The sequence below is a fragment of the Pseudomonas sp. WOUb67 genome, from assembly GCF_050058005.1.
GTDB lineage: Bacteria > Pseudomonadota > Gammaproteobacteria > Pseudomonadales > Pseudomonadaceae > Aquipseudomonas > Aquipseudomonas putida_R.
The window spans coordinates 2,881,021-2,903,463 of the sequence record NZ_CP170112.1 but is presented as its reverse complement, the minus strand read 5'-3'; the positions used below and the strand labels follow the sequence as shown (position 1 = coordinate 2,903,463).

The following is a 22,443-nucleotide window of genomic DNA, read 5'->3' as shown; positions in this document are numbered from 1 at the left end:
CACACCGGTACCCATGACCAGCCCAGCACTCAAAGACCCCGCCAAGACCCGCGTCATCGTCGGCATGTCCGGCGGCGTGGACTCTTCCGTCTCCGCCCTTCTGCTCATCGAGCAGGGCTACCAGGTGGAAGGGCTGTTCATGAAGAACTGGGAAGAAGACGACGGCACCGAATACTGCACCGCCCGTGAAGACCTGGCCGACGCCCAGGCCGTGTGCGACCGCATCGGCATCAAGCTGCACACCGCCAACTTCGCCGCCGAATACTGGGACAATGTGTTCGAGCACTTCCTTGAAGAGTACAAGGCCGGCCGCACGCCCAACCCGGACATCCTCTGCAACCGCGAAATCAAGTTCAAGGCGTTCCTCGACTACGCCCTGTCGCTGGGTGCCGACCTGATCGCCACCGGCCACTACGTGCGCCGCCGCGACACTGGCGCGCTCACCGAACTGCTCAAGGGCCTGGACCCGAACAAGGACCAGAGCTACTTCCTGCACGCCGTCGGCGGCAAGGAAATCGCCCGTACCCTGTTCCCGGTCGGCGAGCTGGAAAAACCCGAAGTGCGCGCCATCGCCGAAAAGCACGGCCTGGCCACCGCCAAGAAAAAGGACTCCACGGGCATCTGCTTCATTGGCGAGCGCCGCTTCAGCGACTTCCTCAAGCAGTACCTGCCAGCCCAGCCGGGCGAAATCGAAACCACCGACGGTGAAGTGATCGGCCGCCACCATGGCCTGATGTACCACACCATCGGCCAGCGCCAGGGCCTGGGCATTGGCGGCCTGAAGGATGCCAGTGACGAGCCATGGTACGTGTTGCACAAGGACCTGACCCGCAATGTGCTGGTGGTCGGCCAGGGTAACGAACACCCTTGGCTGTTCTCCCGCGCCCTGCTCGCCTCGGAAATCTTCTGGGTCAACCCCATCGACCTCAGCAGCCCGCGCCAGCTCACCGCCAAGGTACGCTACCGCCAGAGCGACCAGCAGTGCACCCTGGAACTTACGGCCAGCGGCTACCGCGCGGTGTTCGACGAGCCCCAGCGCGCCGTAACCCCCGGCCAGTCGGTGGTGTTCTACGACGGTGAAGTGTGCCTGGGCGGCGGTGTGATCGAAGCCGCCGAGCCGTGGAGCCCGCGCGCATGAGCAACCTGCAGGAGCAGCTGATTGCGTTGGGCGGCGTGTTTCAGGCCGCTGTGCTGGTGGACCGCATCGCCCGCACCGGCCAGGCCAGTGAGGCCAACATCGGCTGCATGCTTGGTAGCCTGCTGGTACGTGACCCCAAGGACACCCTGGAGGTGTTCGGCGGTGACGACCTTAACCTGCGCGACGGCTACCGCGCGCTGATCGGCGCCCTGGAGCGCGACCCCAACAGCCTGCAGCGCGAGCCATTGCGCTACGCCCTGTCGATGCTGGGGCTGGAGCGCCAGTTGAACAAACGTGGCGACCTGCTCGACACCATCGGTAACCGCCTGCCGCAAATCCAGTCCCAGGCTGACCATTTTGGCCTGGTTCATGAAAACGTTATTGCTTCCAGTGGAGCCTTGTACCAGGACACCCTGAGTACCTTGCGTCAGCGCATTCAGGTGCATGGCGACATGCGCTTCCTGCAGCAGCCAAACAACGCCTCGAAAATCCGCGCCCTGCTGCTGGCCGGCATCCGCGCCGCCCGCCTGTGGCGCCAGCTGGGCGGCCACCGCTGGCAGCTGGTGTTCAGCCGGCGCAAGCTGCTGAACGAGCTGTACGACATGATGCGTTCGCCTTCCTGACAGGCGACACAAACCCTGTGTAGGAGCAGCCTTGCGCTGCGAATGGGCAGCAGAGCAGCCCAAGGATTTTGGCCTTGGCACAAATTGTCGGGGCTGCTGCGCAGCCCATTCGCAGCACAAGGCTGCTCCTACACTGTGACCGCAACATGGTTTTATAGGCCCGACCTTTGGTCAGCCACCCGACCCAGGCGCATTTTTCATGTATGATATGCGCCCTCCAAAAGCCTGACTGTCCGAGAACACCCCATGCAGCTTTCTTCGCTCACTGCGGTTTCCCCTGTAGACGGCCGTTATGCCGGCAAAACCCAGGCCTTGCGCCCCATTTTCAGCGAATTCGGCCTGATCCGTTTCCGCGCCCTGGTCGAAGTGCGCTGGCTGCAGCGCCTGGCCGCCCACCCGCAGATCGGCGAAGTGCCGGCGTTCTCCGCCGAAGCCAACGCACTGCTGGACAACCTGGCCACCGATTTCAAACTTGAGCACGCCGAGCGCGTCAAGGAAATCGAGCGCACCACCAACCACGACGTCAAGGCGATCGAATATCTCCTCAAGGAGCAGGCCGCCAAGCTGCCTGAGCTGGCCAAGGTCAGCGAGTTCATCCACTTCGCCTGCACCAGCGAGGACATCAACAACCTGTCCCACGCCCTGATGCTGCGCGCCGGCCGTGACGACGTGCTGCTGCCGCTGATGCGCCAGATCGCCGACGCCATCCGCGCCCTGGCCCACGCCCACGCCGATGTGCCGATGCTGTCGCGCACCCACGGCCAGCCGGCTTCGCCGACCACCCTGGGTAAAGAACTGGCCAACGTCGTGTACCGCCTGGAGCGCCAGATCGCCCAGGTCGCTGCGGTACCACTGCTGGGCAAGATCAACGGCGCCGTGGGCAACTACAACGCCCACCTGTCGGCCTACTCGCAGATCGACTGGGAAGAAAACGCCCGCGCCTTCATCGAAGACGAGCTGGGCCTGCAGTTCAACCCGTACACCACCCAGATCGAGCCGCACGACTACATCGCCGAGCTGTTCGACGCCATCGCCCGCTTCAACACCATCCTGATCGACTTCGACCGTGACGTGTGGGGCTACATCTCGCTGGGCTACTTCAAGCAGAGAACCGTTGCCGGCGAAATCGGCTCCTCGACCATGCCGCACAAGGTCAACCCGATCGACTTCGAAAACTCCGAAGGCAACCTGGGTATCGCCAACGCGCTGTTCCAGCACCTGGCCAGCAAGCTGCCGATCTCGCGCTGGCAGCGCGACCTGACCGACTCCACCGTGCTGCGCAACCTGGGCGTGGGCTTCGCCCACAGCGTCATTGCCTACGAAGCCAGCCTCAAAGGCATCGGCAAGCTGGAAGTCAACGAAGCCCGCATCGCCGCCGACCTGGACGCCTGCTGGGAAGTGCTGGCCGAGCCGATCCAGACCGTGATGCGCCGCTTCAACATCGAAAACCCCTACGAGAAGCTCAAGGAGCTGACCCGTGGCAAGGGCATCACCCCGGACGCGCTGCTCACCTTCATCGACGGCCTCGATATGCCAGCCGAAGCCAAGGCAGAGCTCAAGCAGTTGACCCCCGCTACCTACATCGGTAACGCGGCAGCCCAGGCCAAACGCATCTAAGCTGACCGTCGCGTGCAACGCCCGGCCTGGCCGGGCGTTTTTATTCCCGGACGAAAATTACGTTTTTTCAATAGGTTGAACATGAATCCTGATACTCCACTGCAGCTGCTCGGCGGCATCTCGGCCCGCGAATTCATGCGCGACTACTGGCAGAAGAAGCCCCTGCTGGTGCGCCAGGCCTTCCCGGACTTCATCAGCCCGATCGACCCCGACGAACTGGCTGGCCTGGCCCTGGAAGAGGAAGTCGAGTCGCGTATCGTGCTCGAGCACGGCGCGCACCCGTGGGAACTGCGCCGCGGCCCGTTCAACGAAGACACCTTCGCCGAGCTGCCGGAAAAAGACTGGACCCTGCTGGTACAAGCGGTAGACCAGTTCGTCCCGGAAGTGGCCGAACTGCTGGAAAACTTCCGCTTCCTGCCCAGCTGGCGTATCGACGATGTGATGATCAGCTTCGCCGCCCCTGGTGGCAGCGTTGGTCCGCACTTCGACAACTACGACGTGTTCCTGCTGCAAGGCCACGGCGAGCGCAACTGGAAGATCGGCCAGATGTGCAGCAGCGACAGCCCGCTGCTGGAGCACGCCGACCTGCGTATCCTTGCCGAATTCGAGCAGAGCGAAGAGTGGACCCTGGAGCCAGGTGACATGCTCTACCTGCCACCACGTCTGGCCCACTACGGCGTGGCCGTGGACGACTGCCTGACCTACTCGGTCGGCTTCCGCGCGCCAAGCGCCGCCGAAGTGCTGACCCACTTCACCGACTTCCTCGGCCAGTTCCTGCCGGACGAAGAGCGCTACAGTGACGCCGACGCCCAGCCGGTCAGCGACCCGCACCAGATCCAGCACGACGCCCTCGACCGCCTTAAAGCTCTGCTCGAGAAGCACATGGGCGACAAGGACCTGCTGCTGACCTGGTTCGGCCAGTTCATGACCGAGCCGCGCTACCCCGAGCAGATCGTTGGCGAAGAGCTGAGCGAGGAAGAGCTGGTGGACGCCCTCGAGCAAGGCGCCATCCTGATCCGCAACCCGAGCGCCCGCATGGCCTGGTCGGAGTTCGAAGACGACCTGCTGCTGTTCGCCAGCGGCCGCAGCTGCCCGCTGCCAGGCAAACTGCGCGAGCTGCTGAAGCTGGTGTGCGCGGCTGACGCCCTGCACATCGACAACCTCGCAGACTGGCTGCAGGACGAAGATGGCCTTATGCTTCTACAGCAGCTGGTCAAACAAGGAAGCCTGGGATTCGCCAATGAATAAGATCAGCGTTCGACTCGCCGACTGGCAGAAAGACAACGCCGACATTCGCCGCATCCGCGAGGCCGTGTTCATTGCCGAACAGCACGTGCCGCCGGAGTTGGAGTGGGACGCGGATGACTCGAGCGCCGCACATTTCCTGGCCCTGGAAGGCGACTACCCGATCGGCACCGCCCGCCTGCTGCCAGACGGCACCATCGGTCGAGTGTCGGTACTGAAAGACTGGCGCGGCCTGAAGGTGGGTGACGCACTGATGAACGCCGTGATCGTGGAAGCGCAGGACCGCGACCTGAAGCAGCAGATGCTCAGCGCCCAGGTGCACGCCACGCCGTTCTACGAGCGGCTTGGCTTTCGCGTAGTCAGCGAGGAATTCCTCGAAGCCGGTATCCCGCACGTGGACATGGTGCGCGACTCGCGCGTCTGATCCATAACTGCACCGGCCCCTTCGCGGGCAACCCCGCTCCCACAGGGACCCCACAGTTTCCAAATGCTGTGCGGTCCCTGTGGGAGCGGGTTCACCCGCGAAGAGGCCGGAACAGGACAATGACACCCCTACTCACAAAAACCTGTACATCCATCCAGATAAAACTTGCCTCCGCGCCCCTGCTTGCGCATCCTAGTGCCCATCACCCCCGATGAAGCGTTCCCGGCCATGCGCCTGTTCCTCTGCGAAAAACCCTCACAGGCAAAAGACATCGCCAAAGTGCTCGGCGCCACCCGCAAGGGCGACGGCTGCTGGCAAGGCACCGACGTCTGCGTAACCTGGTGCATCGGCCATCTGCTGGAAACCGCCCCGCCCGACAGCTACGACGAACGCTACAAACGCTGGAACCTGGCCGACCTGCCGATCATCCCCGACAAATGGAAGATGCTGGTCAAGCCCAAGACCGCCAGCCAGTTCAAGGCGGTGAAGCGCCTGCTCGGCGAAGCGCGGGAACTGGTAATTGCCACCGACGCCGACCGCGAAGGCGAAATGATTGCCCGCGAACTGGTCGAGCATTGCCGCTACCGCGGCCCGGTGCAGCGCCTTTGGTTGTCGGCGCTGGATGACACCTCCATCCGCAAGGCCCTGGCACGCCTGCTGCCAGGCCACGAAACGTTCAACCTTTACCACTCGGCGCTGGGCCGCTCCCGCGCCGACTGGCTGATCGGCATGAACATGAGCCGGCTGTTCACCCTGCTTGGCCGCCAATCCGGCTACCAGGGCGTGCTACCGGTAGGCCGGGTGCAAACCCCCACCTTGCGCCTGGTAGTCGACCGCGACCGCAGCATCGCCGACTTCGTGCCGGTGCCGTTCTGGGCTATCGATGTAAAGCTTGAACATGCAGGCCAGGGTTTCAACGCCCAGTGGCGTGCGCCCGAGGACGCCTGCGACGACCAGGGCCGCTGCCTGAACCAGGGTTTGGCGCAACAGGCCGCCGCCGCCATCGCTAATGCCGGCACGGCCCGAGCCGTGAAGGTGACCACCGAGCGCGTGCGTGAAGCCGCGCCCCTGCTCTTCGACCTCGGCACCCTGCAAGAGCTGTGCTCGAAAAAGTTCGGCCTCGGCGCCCAGGAAACCCTCGACATTGCGCAGGCCCTGTACGAGACCCACAAGCTCATCACCTACCCGCGCAGTGACTGCGGATACCTGCCGCTGAGCCAGCACGCCGAAGCGCCGGCCATCCTCGCCGCCCTGCAACGGGCCGATGCCAGCCTCGCGCCGCTGCAGCCCCACCTGGAGCCGCAGCGCCGTTCGCGGGCGTGGAACGACGCCAAGGTCAGCGCCCACCACGGCATCATCCCTACTGCCGCTGCCAGCGACCCGTCGCGTCTGCCGGCCAAGCACAAGGCGGTGTATACCCTGATCCGCGCCCGCTACCTGGCGCAGTTCCTGCCCAACCACGAATATGATCGCACCCAGGCCGATTTCGACTGCGCCGGCCATGCCCTGCGCGCGGTGGGCAAGCAGATCGTCGAGCCAGGCTGGCGCCGCGCCCTGCCCGAAGCGCTGACCCCGGCCAAAGGCCGAGAGGCGCCACCGGCCCAGGTGCTGCCTGCGCTGCGCGAAGGCCAGGACTGCACCGTGCAAGGCCTGCAACTGAAAGACCTGTGGACCCAGCCGCCCAAGCCGTTTACTGAAGGCGACCTGATCAAGGCAATGAAAAACGTGGCCAAGCTGGTGGACGACCCGCGCCTGAAGCAGAAGCTTAAGGAAACCACCGGCATCGGCACCGAGGCCACTCGCGCCAGCATCATCCAGGGCCTGCTCGACCGGGGCTATCTGGTAAAAAACGGCAAAGCGCTGGCGGCCACGCCTGCGGCCTTCAGCCTGATCGATGCCGTCCCCCGCGCCATTGCCGACCCTGGTACCACGGCGATCTGGGAGCAGGCGCTGGACATGGTGCAAAGCGGCGAGATGAGCCTCGAAGAATTCGTGGCCCGGCAGTCGGCGTGGATGGGCAAGCTGGTCGAGCGTTGCAGCGGCATGCGCATGACCATCAGCGGGCCGGCAGCCGGGGCAGCGCCGCCCTGGAAGAAGAAGCGTCGCGGTGGCAGTGGAAAAAGCAAAGCGACCGGAAGCAAGTCGGCAGCGAGCAAGCCGCGTCAGCCCCGGAAAAAAGCGACAACCTGAGGTTTATGCAATTTCAGGCCCGGCCTCTTCGCGGGTAAACCCGCTCCCACAGGTCCTACATCAAATCTGAAAAACTCGGGGATCCCTGTGGGAGCGGGTTCACCCGCGAAAAGGCCAGACCAAGCAGCACATTAACAACAGGCAGACCAAAACCTTGCCCGACACATTGGCACCATGAAATTTCCCTGCTAAGTTTTCATGAAAATAATCACAATAATTTTCACGAGGCTTCTGCATGTTCAAACAATCCGCCCAGCACGTCGCCAGCTACTACGCCCAGACCTACCCCGCCAACATCCCGCTGCGCCCTACCCTGCAAGGCACCCACGACACCGACGTGCTGATCATCGGCGCCGGTTTCAGCGGCCTGCACACTGCCCTGCGCCTGACCCAGGCCGGTAAGCGCGTAACGTTGCTGGAGGCTAGCCGGGTCGCTTGGGCTGCCTCCGGGCGCAATGGCGGCCAGGCACTGCTGGGCTGGTCGTGCGACATGCCGCCACTGGAAAAGGCCTTGGGGGTCGAACGCACCCAGCGCCTGTGGGCCAGCATGTGCTGGGCCGCCGACGAAATGCGCGAGTTGCCCGGGCGCCATGGTTTCGATATCGACTACCGGCTGGGCAGCCTGTGGACCGCCGTACTGCCGCGCCGGGTGAAGATGCTTGAAGAAGCCCTGCACGACGCCGAACACAAATGGGGCTACGACGCCCTGCGCCTGATTGGCCGCGACGAGCTGCCGCAATGGATCGACAGCCCGCGCTACCAGGCTGCGCTGTATGACGCCAAAGGCGCCCACCTCAACCCGCTGAAGCTGGCCCAAGGCCTCGCCAGCGCCATCGAAGCCGGTGGTGGGCGCATCTACGAACAGAGCCGGGTACTCAACTATCAACAGGCCGGCAACGGCTATATCGCCCGTACCGAAAATGGCGAAGTGCGCTGCCAGGTGTTAGTACTGGCCTGTAACGCGTACATCGACCGCCTCGACCGTGGTCTGTCGCGCCGCCTGTTGCCGGTCGGCTCCTATCAGGTGGCCACCGCGCCACTGGACGCCGACTTCGCCCAGTCGCTGCTGCCGCGCAACAGCTGCGTGATCGACAACCAGTTTGTGCCGGACTACTTCCGCCTCACCCCGGATCACCGCCTGCTGTTCGGCGGCGGCTGCACTTACCTGGGCGGTATTCCCAAGGACGTCGCCAGCGCCACCCGCCCCTACCTGGAGCGGGTGTTCCCGCAACTGGCCGGGGTGGCCATCGACTATGCATGGGGCGGCCATATCGATTGCAGCATCCAGCGCACCCCGGACGTCGGCCGCGAGGGCCAGCGCTATTGGCTGCAGGGCTTCTCCGGCCATGGCGTTCTGCCGACCCTGGCCGCGGCGCGGGCGGTCAGCGATGCCATTCTTGGCGAGGAAGACCTGTTGGCGCTGTACCAAGGCATCGACAACGGCCGCTTCCCCGGCGGCGATCTGCTGGCAGCACCGCTGGAGGCTGCCGCCAAAGCCTGGTACAGAATGCGCGACCGTGTCTGAGACAGCCGGGGGGTTGCTGCTCTGAAATCTCTCCTATTCTCAATAGCTCCCTTAGGTTCCTGCACACAGGAGACCCGACCATGAGCCATGTAACCACGAAAGACGGCGTACAGATTTACTACAAGGACTGGGGCCCGCGCGACGCGCCGGTGATCCATTTCCACCACGGCTGGCCGCTCAGTGCCGACGACTGGGACGCGCAGATGCTGTTCTTCCTCGCCCAGGGCTACCGCGTGGTGGCCCACGACCGGCGTGGCCATGGCCGCTCCAGCCAGGTAGGGGACGGCCACGACATGGATCACTACGCCGATGACGTGGCCGCCGTGGTTGCCCACCTGGGCACCCAGGGCGCCGTGCATGTCGGCCACTCGACCGGGGGTGGCGAAGTGGTGCGTTACATGGCCCGTCACCCTGAGGACAAGGTGGCCAAAGCCGTGCTGATCGCCGCCGTACCGCCATTGATGGTGCAAACGCCCGGCAACCCCGGCGGCCTGCCCAAGTCGGTGTTCGACGATTTCCAGGCCCAGGTCGCCAGCAACCGGGCGCAGTTTTACCGGGATGTGCCAGCCGGGCCGTTCTACGGCTACAACCGACCCGGTGTCGAAGCCAGCGAAGGCATCATCGCCAACTGGTGGCGCCAAGGCATGATCGGCAGCGCCAAGGCCCATTACGATGGCATCGTGGCGTTTTCCCAGACGGACTTTACTGAAGACCTGAAGGGCATCCAGCAGCCGGTGCTGGTGATGCATGGGGATGATGACCAGATCGTGCCGTATGAAAACTCCGGGGTGCTGTCGGCCAAGTTGCTGCCCAATGGCACGCTGAAGACCTACAAGGGCTACCCGCATGGCATGCCGACTACCCATGCCGATGTGATCAATGCGGATTTGCTGGCGTTTATCCGTAGCTGATGTGATCACCTGTAACGGCCCTTTCGCGGGTAAACCCGCTCCCACAGGTACAGCGCTGCCCTCAGGTTCTACGCTGGACCTGTGGGAGCGGGTTCACCCGCGAAGAGGCCGGCACTGGCAACCCACCTCCCCCAGGATTACCATGTCTCCCTTCTAGCGCGGCCCTTTGCCGCCCCTTGCCTCCCTGCCTGCCAAGACCCCATGCCCTTCGAACTCACCGTAGAACCCCTAACCCTGCTGATCCTGGCCCTGGTCGCCTTCGTCGCCGGTTTCATCGATGCCATCGCCGGTGGCGGCGGCCTGCTCACCACCCCGGCGCTGCTCACCGCCGGCATGCCGCCGCACCTGGTGCTGGGCACCAACAAGCTCAGCTCCACCTTTGGTTCGGCCACCGCCGGCTTCACCTACTACAAGCGCAAACTGTTCCACCCGGCGCAATGGCGCCCGGCATTGTTCGCCACCTTGACCGGGGCGTTGATCGGCGCAGTCATCGCCCACTACATGCCAGCCGAATGGCTGAACAAGATGCTGCCGGTGATCGTCTTCGCCTGTGGCATCTACCTGCTGTTCGGCGGCACACCCAAGGCGCCGCTGGATGCCGATGCGCCGATCAAGAAGAAGTGGCAAGTGCCGCAAGGCTTCACCCTGGGCTTCTACGACGGCGTGGCCGGCCCGGGTACCGGGGCGTTCTGGACGGTCAGCACCCTGCTGCTGTACCCCATCGACTTGGTCCGCGCCAGCGGCGTGGCGCGCAGCATGAACTTCGTCAGCAACATTGCAGCGCTGACGGTGTTCATCATTTCCGGGCAGGTGGACTACATCGTCGGCCTGTGCATGGGCCTGTCGGTGATGGTCGGCGCCTTTTTCGGCGCACGCACGGCGATCAGCGGCGGCAGCAAGTTCATCCGCCCGGTGTTCATCACCGTGGTGCTGGCGTTGACCGTGCGCCTAGCGTGGCAGCACTGGTTCGGGCAGGCCTAAACGGCGCGCCACATACAAATCGATCAGATAGCGGGCAATGGACCGCCCGGCCGGCAGCGGCGGCAGGGCGTGGACGCTGAACCACTGGGCGTCCTCGATCTCGTCCGGCTGCATGACGATATCGCCCCCCGCGTATTCGGCATGAAAGCCCAGCATCATCGAGTGCGGGAACGGCCAGCACTGGCTGCCGACGTACTGGATGTTCTGCACCTCCACCGCCACCTCTTCTCGCACTTCGCGCACCAGGCAGTCTTCGGCCGACTCACCCGGCTCGGCAAAGCCCGCCAAGGTGCTGTACACCCCGGTGACGAAGCGCGGCGAGCGCGCCAGCAAGATGTCATCGCCACGGGTCACCAGCACGATCATGCTCGGCGAAATACGCGGGTAGCTGCGCAGGTCGCACGGCTGGCAGTACATCGCCCGCTCCCAGCGAATTTGCGTCATCGCCTGGCCACAGCTACCGCAGAAACGGTGCTCGCGGGCCCAGGTGCCGATCTGCGCGGCATAACCCAGCACTTTGTAGGTGTCGAAGTCGCCTTCGAGCATGAAGGCGCGCAGCCCGCGCCAGTGGCAGCCGGGCACGTCAGTGGCGCTGCGCAGCTCCAGCAGGAACACCGGCTGGCCGTCGAAATGGCCGATGCCGTGCTCGCACAGCACATCGAGGTCCTGGCGCTTGAGCCAGTCGCGGGGGAACAGCGCGCCGTTGTCGTCCACCAGAAACCCTTCGGGGCTGCGGGCGACGGCCACGCCCCCGGTGATCTGCGGGTCGAGTACTGCAGTAGTCCAGCGTGCTGACATGTCGGGGGTTCCTTGACTGCGCGTCCCCCGGCCCGATCAGTCGGCGAACGTCGGTTTCTGTTTGCTCATGTGCGCCGCCACGGCCACGCGCAGGTCTTCGGACTGCAGCATCGCGGCGTTCCAGGTGGCGATGTAGTCCAGGCCATCGTCGATGCGATGGTCACGCATATAGCTGAGCATTTCCTTGGTGCCGGCCACGGCGATCGGCGATTTTGCAGCAATCTCCCGGGCAATGGCAAAGACGCCGTCCATCAGCGCGGCCTGATCATCATAGACCCGGTTGACCAGGCCGATGCGCAGGGCCTCGTCGGCCGCAACGTTGCGCCCGGTGAAGGCCAGCTCACGCATGATGCCGTCACCGATGATACGTGGCAAACGTTGCAGTGTGCCGACGTCGGCGGCCATGCCCATGTCGATTTCCTTGATCGAGAACTGCGCGTCGCTGCTGCAGTAACGCATGTCGCACGCCGAGATGAGGTCGATGGCGCCGCCGATGCAGTAACCCTGCACGGCCGCCAGCACCGGCTTGCGGCATTTGTCCACGGCGGTGAACGAGGCCTGCAGGCGCTGGATGGTGCTACGCAGAAAGCGCGCATTGCGGCCCACGTCCTTGCCCATTTGCCCGGCCAGCGAAGCCAGCATCATCAGGTCGATGCCTGCGGAAAAATGCTTGCCGGCACCACTGATCACCACCGCCCGCACGGCATCGGTGTCGTCGATCCACTGGAAGATCGTGATGATCTCTTCCCAGAAGGCCGCGTTCATCGCGTTGACCTTTTCCGGGCGGTTGATCTGAACGTGGGCGATGTTGTCGGTCAGTTCAACCTTGAACGCACTGTACTCGGTCACGGGCGGCACTCCTGCGGGTGAAGGATTCATAGCGCGGATGTTAACCCAGCCCGGTGACCGCACTTGTGCCAAAAACGGGACTGCACGCCTTGCCTAACGCGCGTTGATCCGGCACCGTGCGCCATCGCCGAATTATAAGGATACATATTCATGTCGCGCTCCCTGACCGGCGCCCTCGCCCACGGTTTTCTGGGCCAGTCGCCGCTTTGGTACAAGGCGGTCATCTGCCTGTTCCTGGTGCTCAACCCGCTGCTGCTGGTCACCCTAGGCCCGGTTGCAGCCGGCTGGGCGCTGGTGCTCGAGTTCATCTTCACCCTGGGCATGGCGCTGAAGTGCTACCCGCTGATGCCCGGCGGCCTGTTGCTGATCGAAGCCCTGTTGTTGCAGATGACCACGCCACAGGCGCTGTACGAGGAACTGCAACACAACTTCCCGGTGATCCTGCTGCTGATGTTCATGGTCGCCGGCATCCATTTCATGAAGGAGCTGCTGCTGTTCCTGTTCTCGCGCATTTTGCTCGGGGTGCGCTCGAAGGCCGTGCTGGCGTTGCTGTTTTGCGTGCTGTCGGCGTTTCTGTCGGCGTTTCTCGATGCATTGACCGTGACTGCTGTGATCATCAGCGCTGCGGTCGGCTTCTACGCGGTGTACCACCGCGTCGCGTCCGGTGCCAACCCGCGTGAGGAAAGCGCGCTGGACAGCGACCAGCAGGTCGCCCACCTGCACCGCGAAGACCTCGACCAGTTCCGCGACTTCCTGCGTAGCCTGCTGATGCACGGCGCAGTGGGTACCGCCCTGGGTGGCGTGTGCACGTTGGTGGGCGAGCCACAAAACCTGCTGATCGGCCACGAGATGGGTTGGCACTTCGCCGACTTCTTCTTCAAGGTGGCACCCGTGTCGCTGCCAGTACTGGGTGCCGGCCTGCTGACCTGCGTACTGTTGGAAAAACTGCGCCTGTTCGGCTACGGCACCTTGATGCCTGAACCCGTGCGCCAGGTGCTGGCCGCCTATGCGGCCGAGGACGACGCCGCGCGTACCCAGGCCCAGCGCATCGCGCTGTGGGTGCAAGGGTTTGCGGCGCTGATCCTGATCATCTGCCTGGGGCTGCACGTGGCTGAGGTTGGCCTGATCGGCCTGATGGTGATCGTACTGATCACCGCCTTTACCGGCATCACCGACGAGCACCGCCTGGGCCGCGCCTTCCAGGACGCCATGCCGTTCACTTCGTTGCTAGTGGTGTTCTTCGCCGTGGTCGCGGTGATTCACCAGCAGCAACTGTTCAGCCCCTTGATCAGCTGGGTGCTGACACTGCCGGCCGAGCAGCAACCGGGCATGCTGTACCTGGCCAACGGTTTGCTGTCGGCCATCAGCGACAACGTGTTTGTCGCCACCATCTACATCACCGAAGTGAAGCAGGCGTTTCTCAATGGCGGCATGAGCCGCGAGCATTTCGAAACGCTGGCGGTGGCGATCAACACCGGCACCAACCTGCCCAGTGTGGCAACGCCGAACGGGCAGGCTGCGTTCCTGTTCCTGCTGACCTCGGCAATTGCGCCGCTGATCCGGCTGTCGTATGGGCGGATGGTGTGGATGGCCTTGCCCTATACCGTGGTGATGGGTGGGCTGGGATGGTGGGCGGTGACCTACTGGCTGTGAGGTAGGCCACCACAGGTTTCAAATACTGTGCAGTCTTTGTAGGAGCAGCCTTGTGCTGCGAAGAGGCCGGCATGGCAAAAAAATCTTCGCCGGTGAGGGCCTCTTCGCAGCACAAGGCTGCTCCTACAGCTACGGTGTTTTCCTGCGAAAGGGTGTCGATTTTGCTTTTTGCCATTCGACTACCCATTAAAGCAGCCACCGGGCTGCCAACAGGAGAGTCCCCATGCGCAAACTCATCGTAGCCGCCTTCATCAGCCTCGACGGCGTGATGCAAGCCCCCGGCGGCCCGCAGGAAGACACCAGCGGCGGTTTTGCCTACGGCGGCTGGATCGTGCCCTACGCCGAGGAAGTCTTCGGCCAGGCCATGCAGGCATTGTTCAGCCAACCCTTCGAGCTGCTGCTGGGCCGGCGCACCTACGACATCTTTGCCGGCTACTGGCCAAAGATAAAAGACAACTCACAAGACTTCTCCATCGCCAACCTGTTCAACAGCGTGCCCAAGCATGTGGCCACCCACACCCCTGCTAACCTCGCCTGGCACAACAGCCACGCCCTGGGCACAGACATCGCCGCTGCGGTACGCTCGCTCAAGCAAGGGGACGGCGCCACCCTGCTGACCCAGGGCAGCGCCGACCTGGTGCAACAACTGCTGGCGGCAGACCTGGTCGATGAACTGCAACTGCTGATCCACCCGCTGCTGCTCGGCCACGGCAAACGCCTGTTCGGTCATGACGCGGCGGCGGCAGCCTTCACCCTGCAGCACTCGGTGGTTTCACCCAAGGGTGTGGTCATCGCCCGCTACGTGCGCGCAGGCCAGGTGCAGACCGGTTCGTTCGACGAGGTGTAAATCCCGTACAACTTTTGCCCCGCGCCCGCATCGAAACACAGGTAAGTCCCATCCGCTCCAAGGAGGTTCATCATGGCGCTACGTACCACACTGCTGCTGTCCTGCATCACCCTGGCCCTGCTCGGCTGCGCCGGCAACGATCAACCGGCGCCGCCGCACACCCAGCAAGTGGACCTGCAACGCTATCAGGGCACCTGGTATGAACTGGGGCGGCTGCCGATGTTCTTCCAGCGCAACTGTGTGCAGTCCGAAGCGCACTATGGCCTGCGCACGGATGGCCGCATCGACGTGACCAACCGCTGCAAGGAAAAGGACGGCCAGTGGAACGAGGCCAAGGGCATCGCCGAGGCCCAGCAACCGGGCAGCACCGACAAGCTGTGGGTGCGCTTCGACAACTGGTTCAGCCGCCTGGCACCGGGCCTGACCAAAGGCGAATACTGGGTGCTGTACCACGACAAGGACTACCGCGTGGCACTGGTCGGCCACCCCAACCGCGAGTACCTGTGGCTGCTTTCACGTACACCTGCGGTCACCGACCAGCAGCGCGAGCAACTGCTGACCATCGCCCGGGAGCAAGGTTATGACACCAGCAAGCTCATCTGGCGGCAGGGAGACTAGCAGGCCGTCGACGGCGGGCGGCAATCCGGCTATGGTGTGCGCCCTTTCTCGCCTCGAAGGAACGAGACCGTTGAATACCAAGCCGCCATCAGCACCCCGCATCCGTTTTCTTGCCCTGTGTGTGTTCCATCATCAAGGCAAGATTCTGGTCAACGTGTTCGATGATCCCGTCACCTGCCAGACGTTGTCCCGCCCACTGGGTGGCGGTATCGAGTTCGGTGAGCTGGGCCGCGATGCCATCGTTCGGGAAATCATTGAAGAACTCGGCCAGCCGATCAGTGATGTGCGCCTGCTCGGCACCCTGGAAAGCCTGTTCACCTATGCCGGCAAGCCGGGGCATGAGATTGTGCAGGTGTACGATGCGCGCTTCGACGACGCCAGCCTTTACCAGCACGCCTGGCTGGACGGCCACGAGTCCAACGGCAGCCCGTTCCGCGCCCGCTGGTGCGACAGCGCCGACTTCGAGCGCACTTGCCCGCTGGTGCCGCAAGGGCTGCAGGCGCTGCTGCGCGACCTGTCGCTGTTGGGCTGAAACAAGGAACCTGAGCATGGACCTGTTGTTCCTCGGCACCTGCGCCGGGGTGCCAACCAAGGCACGCAATGTCAGCGCCACGGCGGTGATCGAAGCCAGTGGCAGCCACTGGTACCTGGTCGATTGCGGCGAAGGCACCCAGCACCAACTGCTGCACACCCCGCTGTCGATCCGCGACCTGCGCGCCATTTTCATCACCCACGTGCACGGCGACCATTGCTTCGGCCTGCCCGGCTTGCTGGCCAGCGCCGGCATGAGCGGGCGTACCCAACCGCTGGAGCTGATCCTGCCCGCCGCGCTGCATGACTGGGTCCGCCAGGGCCTGGCGGCCAGCGACACCTTCCTGCCGTTCGAGCTGCGCCTGCTGGCCGTGGAGGATCTGCGCGAATGGCGCAACGATACCCTGCAGGTGACCACCGTTCAGCTGTCGCACCGGGTGCCGAGCGTCGGGTTCGTGTTCACCGAACTCAACCCCGAACCGCGCCTGGACATCCCGCGCCTGGAAGCCGAAGGCATACCGCGTGGCCCGCTGTGGGGCGAGCTGGCCAAGGGTTTAACCGTGCAGCATGGCGGGCAGTGGCTGAACGGCAACGACTACCTGCGCCCTTCGCGCCCGCCGCGGCGGGTGATCGTGTGTGGGGACAACGACAACCCCGAATTGCTGGCCGACGCCGCCAAAGGCGCGGATGTGCTGGTGCACGAAGCCACGTTCACCCAGGCCGTGGTCGAACGCACGGGGGTCACCTTCGGCCACAGCACCGCAGCGGCGGTGGCGCGCTTTGCCGAAGCCGCAGGCGTGCGCAACCTGGTGTTGACGCACTTCAGCGCCCGCTACCAGAACGACCTGCGGCGCAGCCCAAATATCGACAACGTGCGTGACGAAGCCCTCGCCCACTACCACGGGCAACTGACCCTGGCGCAGGACCTGCAACGCTATCGCATTGGCCGTGATGGCTGTCTTGAGCCAGCCGGATGAATTAACATGGCCGGTTTTTCCAAAGGGACTTGGCCATGCAACGCATCGTGATTCTGGGCAACGCCGGCAGTGGCAAATCGACCCTGGCCCGGCAGATAGGCGCCCGCCTCGGGGCGTCGGTGGTACACCTCGACACGTTGTTCTGGGAGGCCGGCTGGGTCGAGCCGGATGCCGAAACTTTTCGCAGCCGGGTACGCAATGCGGTGAGTGGGGAAGCGTGGGTATGCGAGGGCAACTACAGCCGCCGCACCTTCGACCTGCGCTTGCCACGGGCCGACCTGGTCATCTGGCTGGATACACCACGGCAGACGTGCCTGAAGCGGGTGATCCTGCGCAGTGTGCTGAACAAGCCACGGCCAGACCTGCCGGCCGGGTGTACAGAGCGGCTGGACCGGGCGTTTCTGACTTTCCTCAAGTTTGTGTGGACGTTTGACCGGGGCTATCGGCCCGGGATCGAAGCGAACCGGCAGGTGATCGGGCCGCAAGTGCCGGTGGTGCACTTGCGCGGTGGGCGGCAGATTGCGGCGTTTCTGGAAGGCCTCACCGAACCGCAACCGGCCTGATCAGGCTGGTGCGGTTTCCATTTGTGGGAGCGGCCTTGCGTCGCGAAAGGGCCGCACAGCGGCCCCAGCTATATCAGCGTTGACATCAAGATCCTGGGGCTGCTGTGCAGCCCTTTCGCGACACAAGGCCGCTCCCACAGGAGAAAACTGCGCTCGTCCGATTAAGCCGCCAACCGCCCGCTGGCAATCGCCTCCGACGCCGCCAGCATAGCCCGCAGCAACACCGCGCACCCTGCCGCCAGGTCACCTGGCGTGGCGTTTTCGATCTCGTTGTGGCTGATGCCGTTTTCGCACGGCACGAAAATCATCCCCGCCGGCCCCAGTTCGGCCAGGAAAATCGCGTCATGCCCCGCGCCGCTGACAATGTCCATGTGCGGCAACCCCAACGCCTGCGCCGAGGCGCGCACCGCATCCACACAGCCTTTGTCGAAGTACAACGCCGGGAAGTCGGCTGTAGGCACCAGTTCGTGGCTCAAGCCATGCTTGGCACAGGTCGCCTCGATCACCCCGCGCACCTCGGCGATCATCGCATTCAGTTGCTCACCTTCCAGGTGGCGGAAGTCCAGGGTCATGCGCACCTCACCCGGGATCACGTTACGCGAGCCCGGATAGGCCTGCAGGCAACCCACAGTGCCACAGGCATGGGGCTGGTGGCCGAGGGCGGTGCGGTTGACCGCCTCGACCACGGCGGCAGCGCCGACCAGGGCGTCCTTGCGCAGGTGCATGGGTGTCGGGCCGGCGTGGGCTTCGACGCCGCGCAGGGTCAGGTCGAACCACTTCTGCCCCAGCGCCCCGAGCACCACACCGATGGTCTTGGCCTGGTCTTCAAGGATCGGGCCCTGTTCGATATGGGCCTCGAAATAGGCTCCGACCGGGTGACCCAGCACCGCGCGCGAGCCCGCATAGCCGATAGCGTTCAACGCCTCGCCAACGCTGACGCCTTGGGCATCACGCTTGGCCAGGGTTTCCTCCAGGGTGAACTTGCCGGCAAATACCCCTGAACCCATCATGCACGGGGCAAAGCGCGAGCCTTCTTCGTTGGTCCACACCACCACTTCCAATGGTGCTTCGGTTTCCACGCCCAGGTCGTTCAGGGTACGGATCACTTCCAGCCCGGCCATCACCCCAAAGCAGCCATCGAACTTGCCGCCAGTGGGCTGGGTGTCGATATGGCTGCCGGTCATCACCGGGGGCAGCTTGGGGTTACGCCCCGGGCGGCGGGCGAAGATGTTGCCGACGGCGTCGATGCTGACCGTACAACCGGCGGCCTCGCACCACTGCACGAACAGGTCGCGGGCCTGGCGGTCGAGGTCGGTCAGGGCCAGGCGGCAGACGCCGCCCTTGGCGGTGGCACCGAGGCGGGCCAGGTCCATCAGCGACTGCCACAGGCGGTTGCTGTCGACGTGGTGAGCTTTGGTTTTCAGGATGTCTTGAACTGGAGTCACGGGTTTCTCCTTCAGGCTTTTTTGTCGTCTGTGCGGGCCTCTTCGCGGGTAAACCCGCTCCCACAGGTACTGCACCACTTTCTGTGGGAGCGGGTTTACCCGCGAAGAAGCCAGCGCGGTCTCAAGGCAATGGCTTGGCCAACCGCGCTGGGTTGCGTGCCGCCAGGCCGGCGAAGACGTAGTACAGCGCGCCGCCCAGCAGCGAGCCGGTAAACCAGCCGTAGTCGTAGAACCAGCTGAAACTGCTGTTGCCGATGGCCATCACGGTCAGCGCCACCGGCAAGGCGAAGGCGGCAAACCCGGCCCAGTTCCACGCCGGGTACACGTCGTCGCGGTACAACCCGGCCAGGTCCAGTTGCTGCCGACGGATCAGGAAATAGTCCACCACCATGATCCCGGCAATCGGCCCCAGTAGGCTGGAATAGCCCAGCAGCCAGTTGGAATACACGCTCTCCAGGCTCAGGTCGGAGACAATCAGGCCCAGCTTTTTCAGCAGCTCATGGCCCATCAGCAGCAGGCCGATGAAGCCGGTCAGCCATACCGCGCGGCTGCGCCCGATCAGGCGTGGGGCGATGTTCTGGAAGTCGTTGGTCGGCGACACAATGTTCGCCGCCGTGTTGGTCGACAGCGTGGCAATCACGATCAGCGCCATGGCCAGGGCCACCCAGAACGGGCTGTGGATCCTGCCGATCAGGCTGACCGGGTCGGATACCGTCTCGCCTACCAGCGACGCCGAGGCGGCGGTCAGCACCACACCCAGCGAAGCGAACAGGAACATGGTCAGCGGCAGGCCGAAGATCTGCCCCAGAATCTGGTCCTTCTGGCTGCGGGCGTAGCGGCTGAAGTCGGGAATGTTCAGCGACAAGGTGGCCCAGAAGCCGACCATGGCCGTGAGCCCTGCGCAGAAGTAACTGACCACGCTGGCCCCTTCCGGCCGCTTGGGTGGTTGCGCCAGCAGTTCGGTCATCGACATGTGTGGCAAGGCCCAGAACAGCAGGCCGACGCCCACCGCCACCAGCAGCGGTGCCGACAGTGTTTCCAGCCACTTGATCGACTCGGCGCCGCGCAGCACCACCCACAGGTTCAGGCACCAGAAGATCATGAAGCCAATCACCTCACCGGTGCCGGCCAAGGCCTTCCAGCCATCGAACACCGAGCCAAGGAAAAGGTGTATGGCCAGCCCGCCGAACATGGTCTGGATACCAAACCAGCCACAGGCAACCACCGCGCGGATCAGGCACGGGACGTTGGAGCCCAGGATGCCGAACGACGAGCGCAGCAGCACCGGGAACGGGATGCCGTACTTGGTACCGGGGAAGGCGTTGAGGGTAAGTGGGATCAGCACGATCACGTTGGCCAGCAGGATCGCCAGCAGCGCCTCGCCGACGCTGAGGCCGAAGTAGGCGGTAAGTACACCACCCAGGGTGTAGGTGGGTACGCAGATGGACATGCCCACCCACAGGGCGGTGATGTGCCACTTGTTCCAGGTGCGCTGGTGCACCTTGGTCGGTGCGATGTCGTGGTTGTAGCGCGGGCTGTCGAGGACATCACTGCCCTCGGACAGCTCGAACAGGCCATCCTGCTCGACCACTTCCGATCTGCTCTGTTGCATGGGCCCTTCTCCAGATTTTCTTGTAGTTGTTTGCTCATCGGGCTAATTCGATGGCCGGAGTACACACGCGGATTTGTGCTTAGAAATCTTGACCAGAATTCCATCTTGTCAAGTCAGTCAATAACCGCTGAAAGCCCCGTATTCAGCAGGTCGGTAAAAATTAATCGTTTAATATCAGATAGTTAATGACCACAAAATTTATAGGAAAATTTTCTTGATGATTCCCTGATCAGCATCTAGCCTCGAATCTTGTCAGGCCTGACAGGATTAACCGCCCTGCCCGTCCTGCACCCGAGACAATTCCAAGAACCGGCCAAGACCGGTCAGCCTGCGAGGAAAACGGCATGTCCCTGTTGATCCGTGGCGCCACCGTGGTTACCCACGAAGAGAGTTACCCCGCCGATGTCCTGTGTGCCGATGGCCTGATCCGTGCCATCGGGCAAAACCTCGAACCGCCCACCGACTGCGAGATCCTCGACGGCAGCGGCCAGTACCTGATGCCCGGCGGCATCGACCCGCATACCCACATGCAGTTGCCGTTCATGGGCACGGTGGCCAGCGAGGATTTCTTCAGCGGCACCGCTGCGGGCCTGGCCGGCGGCACCACGTCGATCATCGACTTCGTCATCCCCAACCCGCAGCAGTCATTGCTGGAAGCCTTCCACACCTGGCGCGGCTGGGCGCAGAAAAGCGCCAGCGACTACGGCTTCCACGTGGCCATCACCTGGTGGAGCGAGCAGGTAGCTGAGGAGATGGGCGAACTGGTGGCCAAGCATGGGGTGAACAGCTTCAAGCACTTCATGGCCTACAAGAATGCGATCATGGCCGCCGACGACACCCTGGTGGCCAGCTTCGAGCGCTGCCTGCAACTGGGTGCGGTGCCCACCGTGCATGCCGAGAACGGCGAACTGGTTTACCACCTGCAGAAAAAACTGCTGGCCCAGGGCCTGACCGGGCCAGAGGCACACCCCCTTTCGCGCCCTTCGCAAGTGGAAGGTGAAGCGGCCAGCCGCGCCATCCGCATTGCCGAAACGATTGGTACGCCGCTGTATGTGGTGCACATTTCAAGCCGTGAAGCGCTGGATGAAATCACCTATGCGCGCGCCAAGGGCCAGCCGGTTTACGGCGAAGTCCTGCCCGGCCACCTGCTGCTGGACGACAGCGTCTACCGTGACCCGGACTGGGCGACTGCTGCCGGCTACGTGATGAGCCCGCCGTTCCGCCCGCGCGAGCACCAGGAGGCGCTGTGGCGCGGCCTGCAATCGGGCAACCTGCACACCACGGCCACCGACCACTGCTGCTTCTGCGCCGAACAGAAGGCCATGGGCCGCGACGACTTCAGCCGCATCCCCAACGGCACCGCCGGCATCGAAGACCGCATGGCGGTGCTGTGGGATGCCGGGGTCAACAGCGGGCGCCTGTCGATGCATGAGTTTGTGGCGCTGACCTCCACCAACACGGCGAAAATCTTCAACCTGTTCCCGCGCAAGGGCGCCATTCGCGTGGGTGCCGACGCCGACCTGGTGCTGTGGGACCCGCAGGGCACCCGCACCATCTCCGCCCAGACCCACCACCAGCGGGTGGACTTCAACATCTTCGAAGGCCGCACCGTGCGCGGCATCCCCAGCCACACCATCAGCCAGGGCAAGGTGCTCTGGGCCGATGGCGACCTGCGCGCCGAAGCGGGCGCGGGGCGGTATGTGGAACGGCCGGCGTATCCGTCGGTGTACGAGGTGCTGGGGCGGCGCGCCGAACAACAGCGCCCGACGCCCGTTCAGCGCTGAGGCCATTGGGGCTGCTGCGCAGCCCATCGCCGGCAAGCCAGCTCCCACAGGGATAGCACCACTTTCAAGGACATCACTGTACTTGTGGGAGCTGGCTTGCCGGCGATTGGGG

The 22,443-nt window shown here is 64.0% G+C and carries 20 protein-coding genes; 16 read left to right on the top strand and 4 right to left on the bottom strand.

Translation table 11 applies throughout. The features are described from left to right. Nucleotides 1-13 precede the first annotated feature (13 nt). The 9 genes from mnmA (at nt 14) to ABOC32_RS12945 (ending at nt 10,654) form a co-directional block, all read left to right on the top strand. The gene (mnmA, locus tag ABOC32_RS12985; RefSeq protein ID WP_426811301.1) at nt 14-1,138 is read left to right on the top strand and encodes a tRNA 2-thiouridine(34) synthase MnmA; all 1,125 of its coding nucleotides are present in this window, start codon (nt 14-16) and stop codon (nt 1,136-1,138) included. Then, nucleotides 1,135-1,761 carry a high frequency lysogenization protein HflD gene (gene hflD / locus ABOC32_RS12980; protein ID WP_086978344.1) on the top strand — a complete coding sequence of 209 codons (627 nt, stop codon included), beginning with the start codon at nt 1,135-1,137 and terminating at the stop codon, nt 1,759-1,761. The genes mnmA and hflD overlap by 4 nt, the downstream gene beginning before the upstream one ends. A gap of 246 nt (nt 1,762-2,007) precedes the next feature. After that, nucleotides 2,008-3,378, top strand: a complete 1,371-nt coding sequence (gene purB / locus ABOC32_RS12975) for an adenylosuccinate lyase (protein WP_041167991.1) — start codon at nt 2,008-2,010, stop codon at nt 3,376-3,378. An 81-nt stretch (nt 3,379-3,459) separates the two neighbouring features. After that, a complete protein-coding gene (locus ABOC32_RS12970; RefSeq protein WP_234226947.1) occupies nt 3,460-4,626 on the top strand; it encodes a cupin domain-containing protein in 1,167 nt (388 codons plus the stop codon). Beyond that, the gene (locus tag ABOC32_RS12965; protein ID WP_043199458.1) at nt 4,619-5,047 is read left to right on the top strand and encodes a GNAT family N-acetyltransferase; all 429 of its coding nucleotides are present in this window, start codon (nt 4,619-4,621) and stop codon (nt 5,045-5,047) included. Before ABOC32_RS12970 ends, ABOC32_RS12965 begins: the two co-directional genes overlap by 8 nt. 228 nt (nt 5,048-5,275) lie before the next feature. Continuing rightward, nucleotides 5,276-7,237, top strand: a complete 1,962-nt coding sequence (locus tag ABOC32_RS12960; protein WP_426811597.1) for a DNA topoisomerase III — start codon at nt 5,276-5,278, stop codon at nt 7,235-7,237. Nucleotides 7,238-7,472: 235 nt separating this feature from the next. After that, nucleotides 7,473-8,762: an NAD(P)/FAD-dependent oxidoreductase gene (locus tag ABOC32_RS12955; RefSeq protein WP_426811300.1), complete on the top strand. Its 1,290-nt coding sequence runs from the start codon at nt 7,473-7,475 to the stop codon at nt 8,760-8,762. Between the two features lie 80 nt (nt 8,763-8,842). Further along, nucleotides 8,843-9,673: an alpha/beta fold hydrolase gene (locus tag ABOC32_RS12950; protein WP_426811299.1), complete on the top strand. Its 831-nt coding sequence runs from the start codon at nt 8,843-8,845 to the stop codon at nt 9,671-9,673. 201 nt (nt 9,674-9,874) lie between these two features. After that, nucleotides 9,875-10,654: a TSUP family transporter gene (locus ABOC32_RS12945; RefSeq protein WP_426811298.1), complete on the top strand. Its 780-nt coding sequence runs from the start codon at nt 9,875-9,877 to the stop codon at nt 10,652-10,654. On the opposite strand, the gene nudC is transcribed toward ABOC32_RS12945, so the two are convergent. Both nudC and ABOC32_RS12935 read right to left on the bottom strand, forming a co-directional pair. Beyond that, nucleotides 10,622-11,452, bottom strand: coding sequence for an NAD(+) diphosphatase (nudC, locus tag ABOC32_RS12940; protein ID WP_426811297.1), 831 nt, complete (start codon nt 11,450-11,452; stop codon nt 10,622-10,624). The two genes, ABOC32_RS12945 and nudC, sit on opposite strands and share 33 nt — an antisense overlap. 36 nt (nt 11,453-11,488) lie before the next feature. Continuing rightward, nucleotides 11,489-12,301, bottom strand: a complete 813-nt coding sequence (locus tag ABOC32_RS12935) for a crotonase/enoyl-CoA hydratase family protein (protein ID WP_426811296.1) — start codon at nt 12,299-12,301, stop codon at nt 11,489-11,491. A gap of 150 nt (nt 12,302-12,451) precedes the next feature. Here ABOC32_RS12935 and nhaB point away from each other — a divergent pair, with 150 nt between their 5' ends. The 6 genes from nhaB to ABOC32_RS12905 all read left to right on the top strand — a co-directional run bounded on the left by nhaB (nt 12,452) and on the right by ABOC32_RS12905 (nt 17,490). Then, nucleotides 12,452-13,954: a sodium/proton antiporter NhaB gene (nhaB, locus tag ABOC32_RS12930; RefSeq protein ID WP_426811295.1), complete on the top strand. Its 1,503-nt coding sequence runs from the start codon at nt 12,452-12,454 to the stop codon at nt 13,952-13,954. Between the two features lie 223 nt (nt 13,955-14,177). After that, nucleotides 14,178-14,801 (top strand): dihydrofolate reductase family protein, encoded by a 624-nt coding sequence (locus tag ABOC32_RS12925; RefSeq protein ID WP_234226939.1) that lies wholly within the window; start codon nt 14,178-14,180, stop codon nt 14,799-14,801. Between the two features lie 72 nt (nt 14,802-14,873). Then, nucleotides 14,874-15,419: a lipocalin family protein gene (locus ABOC32_RS12920; RefSeq protein WP_426811294.1), complete on the top strand. Its 546-nt coding sequence runs from the start codon at nt 14,874-14,876 to the stop codon at nt 15,417-15,419. A gap of 31 nt (nt 15,420-15,450) precedes the next feature. Further along, nucleotides 15,451-15,951 carry an NUDIX hydrolase gene (locus ABOC32_RS12915; RefSeq protein ID WP_426811293.1) on the top strand — a complete coding sequence of 167 codons (501 nt, stop codon included), beginning with the start codon at nt 15,451-15,453 and terminating at the stop codon, nt 15,949-15,951. Between the two features lie 16 nt (nt 15,952-15,967). Next, entirely contained in the window at nt 15,968-16,927 is a 960-nt protein-coding gene (locus ABOC32_RS12910) for a ribonuclease Z (protein WP_426811292.1), read from the top strand. Nucleotides 16,928-16,962: 35 nt separating this feature from the next. Next, a complete protein-coding gene (locus ABOC32_RS12905; protein ID WP_426811291.1) occupies nt 16,963-17,490 on the top strand; it encodes an AAA family ATPase in 528 nt (175 codons plus the stop codon). 161 nt (nt 17,491-17,651) lie between these two features. On the opposite strand, the gene ABOC32_RS12900 is transcribed toward ABOC32_RS12905, so the two are convergent. Continuing rightward, the gene (locus ABOC32_RS12900) at nt 17,652-18,935 is read right to left on the bottom strand and encodes a Zn-dependent hydrolase (RefSeq protein WP_426811290.1); all 1,284 of its coding nucleotides are present in this window, start codon (nt 18,933-18,935) and stop codon (nt 17,652-17,654) included. 121 nt (nt 18,936-19,056) lie between these two features. Beyond that, on the bottom strand, nt 19,057-20,547 hold the full coding sequence (locus tag ABOC32_RS12895; protein WP_426811289.1) for an NCS1 family nucleobase:cation symporter-1: 1,491 nt from the start codon (nt 20,545-20,547) through the stop codon (nt 19,057-19,059). Nucleotides 20,548-20,891: 344 nt separating this feature from the next. Between ABOC32_RS12895 and hydA the strand changes: the two genes are divergently transcribed. Beyond that, complete coding sequence (gene hydA, locus ABOC32_RS12890) at nt 20,892-22,331, top strand: dihydropyrimidinase (protein WP_197898882.1); 1,440 nt, start codon at nt 20,892-20,894, stop codon at nt 22,329-22,331. The last annotated feature ends 112 nt before the right edge of the window (nt 22,332-22,443 follow it).

Coding starts and splice junctions, on each gene's coding strand:
- mnmA (WP_426811301.1), top strand. CDS start 14: ATGACCAGCCCAGCACTCAAAGACCCCGCCAAGACCCGCGTCATCGTC.
- hflD (WP_086978344.1), top strand. CDS start 1,135: ATGAGCAACCTGCAGGAGCAGCTGATTGCGTTGGGCGGCGTGTTTCAG.
- purB (WP_041167991.1), top strand. CDS start 2,008: ATGCAGCTTTCTTCGCTCACTGCGGTTTCCCCTGTAGACGGCCGTTAT.
- ABOC32_RS12970 (WP_234226947.1), top strand. CDS start 3,460: ATGAATCCTGATACTCCACTGCAGCTGCTCGGCGGCATCTCGGCCCGC.
- ABOC32_RS12965 (WP_043199458.1), top strand. CDS start 4,619: ATGAATAAGATCAGCGTTCGACTCGCCGACTGGCAGAAAGACAACGCC.
- ABOC32_RS12960 (WP_426811597.1), top strand. CDS start 5,276: ATGCGCCTGTTCCTCTGCGAAAAACCCTCACAGGCAAAAGACATCGCC.
- ABOC32_RS12955 (WP_426811300.1), top strand. CDS start 7,473: ATGTTCAAACAATCCGCCCAGCACGTCGCCAGCTACTACGCCCAGACC.
- ABOC32_RS12950 (WP_426811299.1), top strand. CDS start 8,843: ATGAGCCATGTAACCACGAAAGACGGCGTACAGATTTACTACAAGGAC.
- ABOC32_RS12945 (WP_426811298.1), top strand. CDS start 9,875: ATGCCCTTCGAACTCACCGTAGAACCCCTAACCCTGCTGATCCTGGCC.
- nudC (WP_426811297.1), bottom strand. CDS start 11,452: ATGTCAGCACGCTGGACTACTGCAGTACTCGACCCGCAGATCACCGGG.
- nhaB (WP_426811295.1), top strand. CDS start 12,452: ATGTCGCGCTCCCTGACCGGCGCCCTCGCCCACGGTTTTCTGGGCCAG.
- ABOC32_RS12925 (WP_234226939.1), top strand. CDS start 14,178: ATGCGCAAACTCATCGTAGCCGCCTTCATCAGCCTCGACGGCGTGATG.
- ABOC32_RS12920 (WP_426811294.1), top strand. CDS start 14,874: ATGGCGCTACGTACCACACTGCTGCTGTCCTGCATCACCCTGGCCCTG.
- ABOC32_RS12915 (WP_426811293.1), top strand. CDS start 15,451: ATGGTGTGCGCCCTTTCTCGCCTCGAAGGAACGAGACCGTTGAATACC.
- ABOC32_RS12910 (WP_426811292.1), top strand. CDS start 15,968: ATGGACCTGTTGTTCCTCGGCACCTGCGCCGGGGTGCCAACCAAGGCA.
- ABOC32_RS12905 (WP_426811291.1), top strand. CDS start 16,963: ATGCAACGCATCGTGATTCTGGGCAACGCCGGCAGTGGCAAATCGACC.
- ABOC32_RS12895 (WP_426811289.1), bottom strand. CDS start 20,547: ATGCAACAGAGCAGATCGGAAGTGGTCGAGCAGGATGGCCTGTTCGAG.
- hydA (WP_197898882.1), top strand. CDS start 20,892: ATGTCCCTGTTGATCCGTGGCGCCACCGTGGTTACCCACGAAGAGAGT.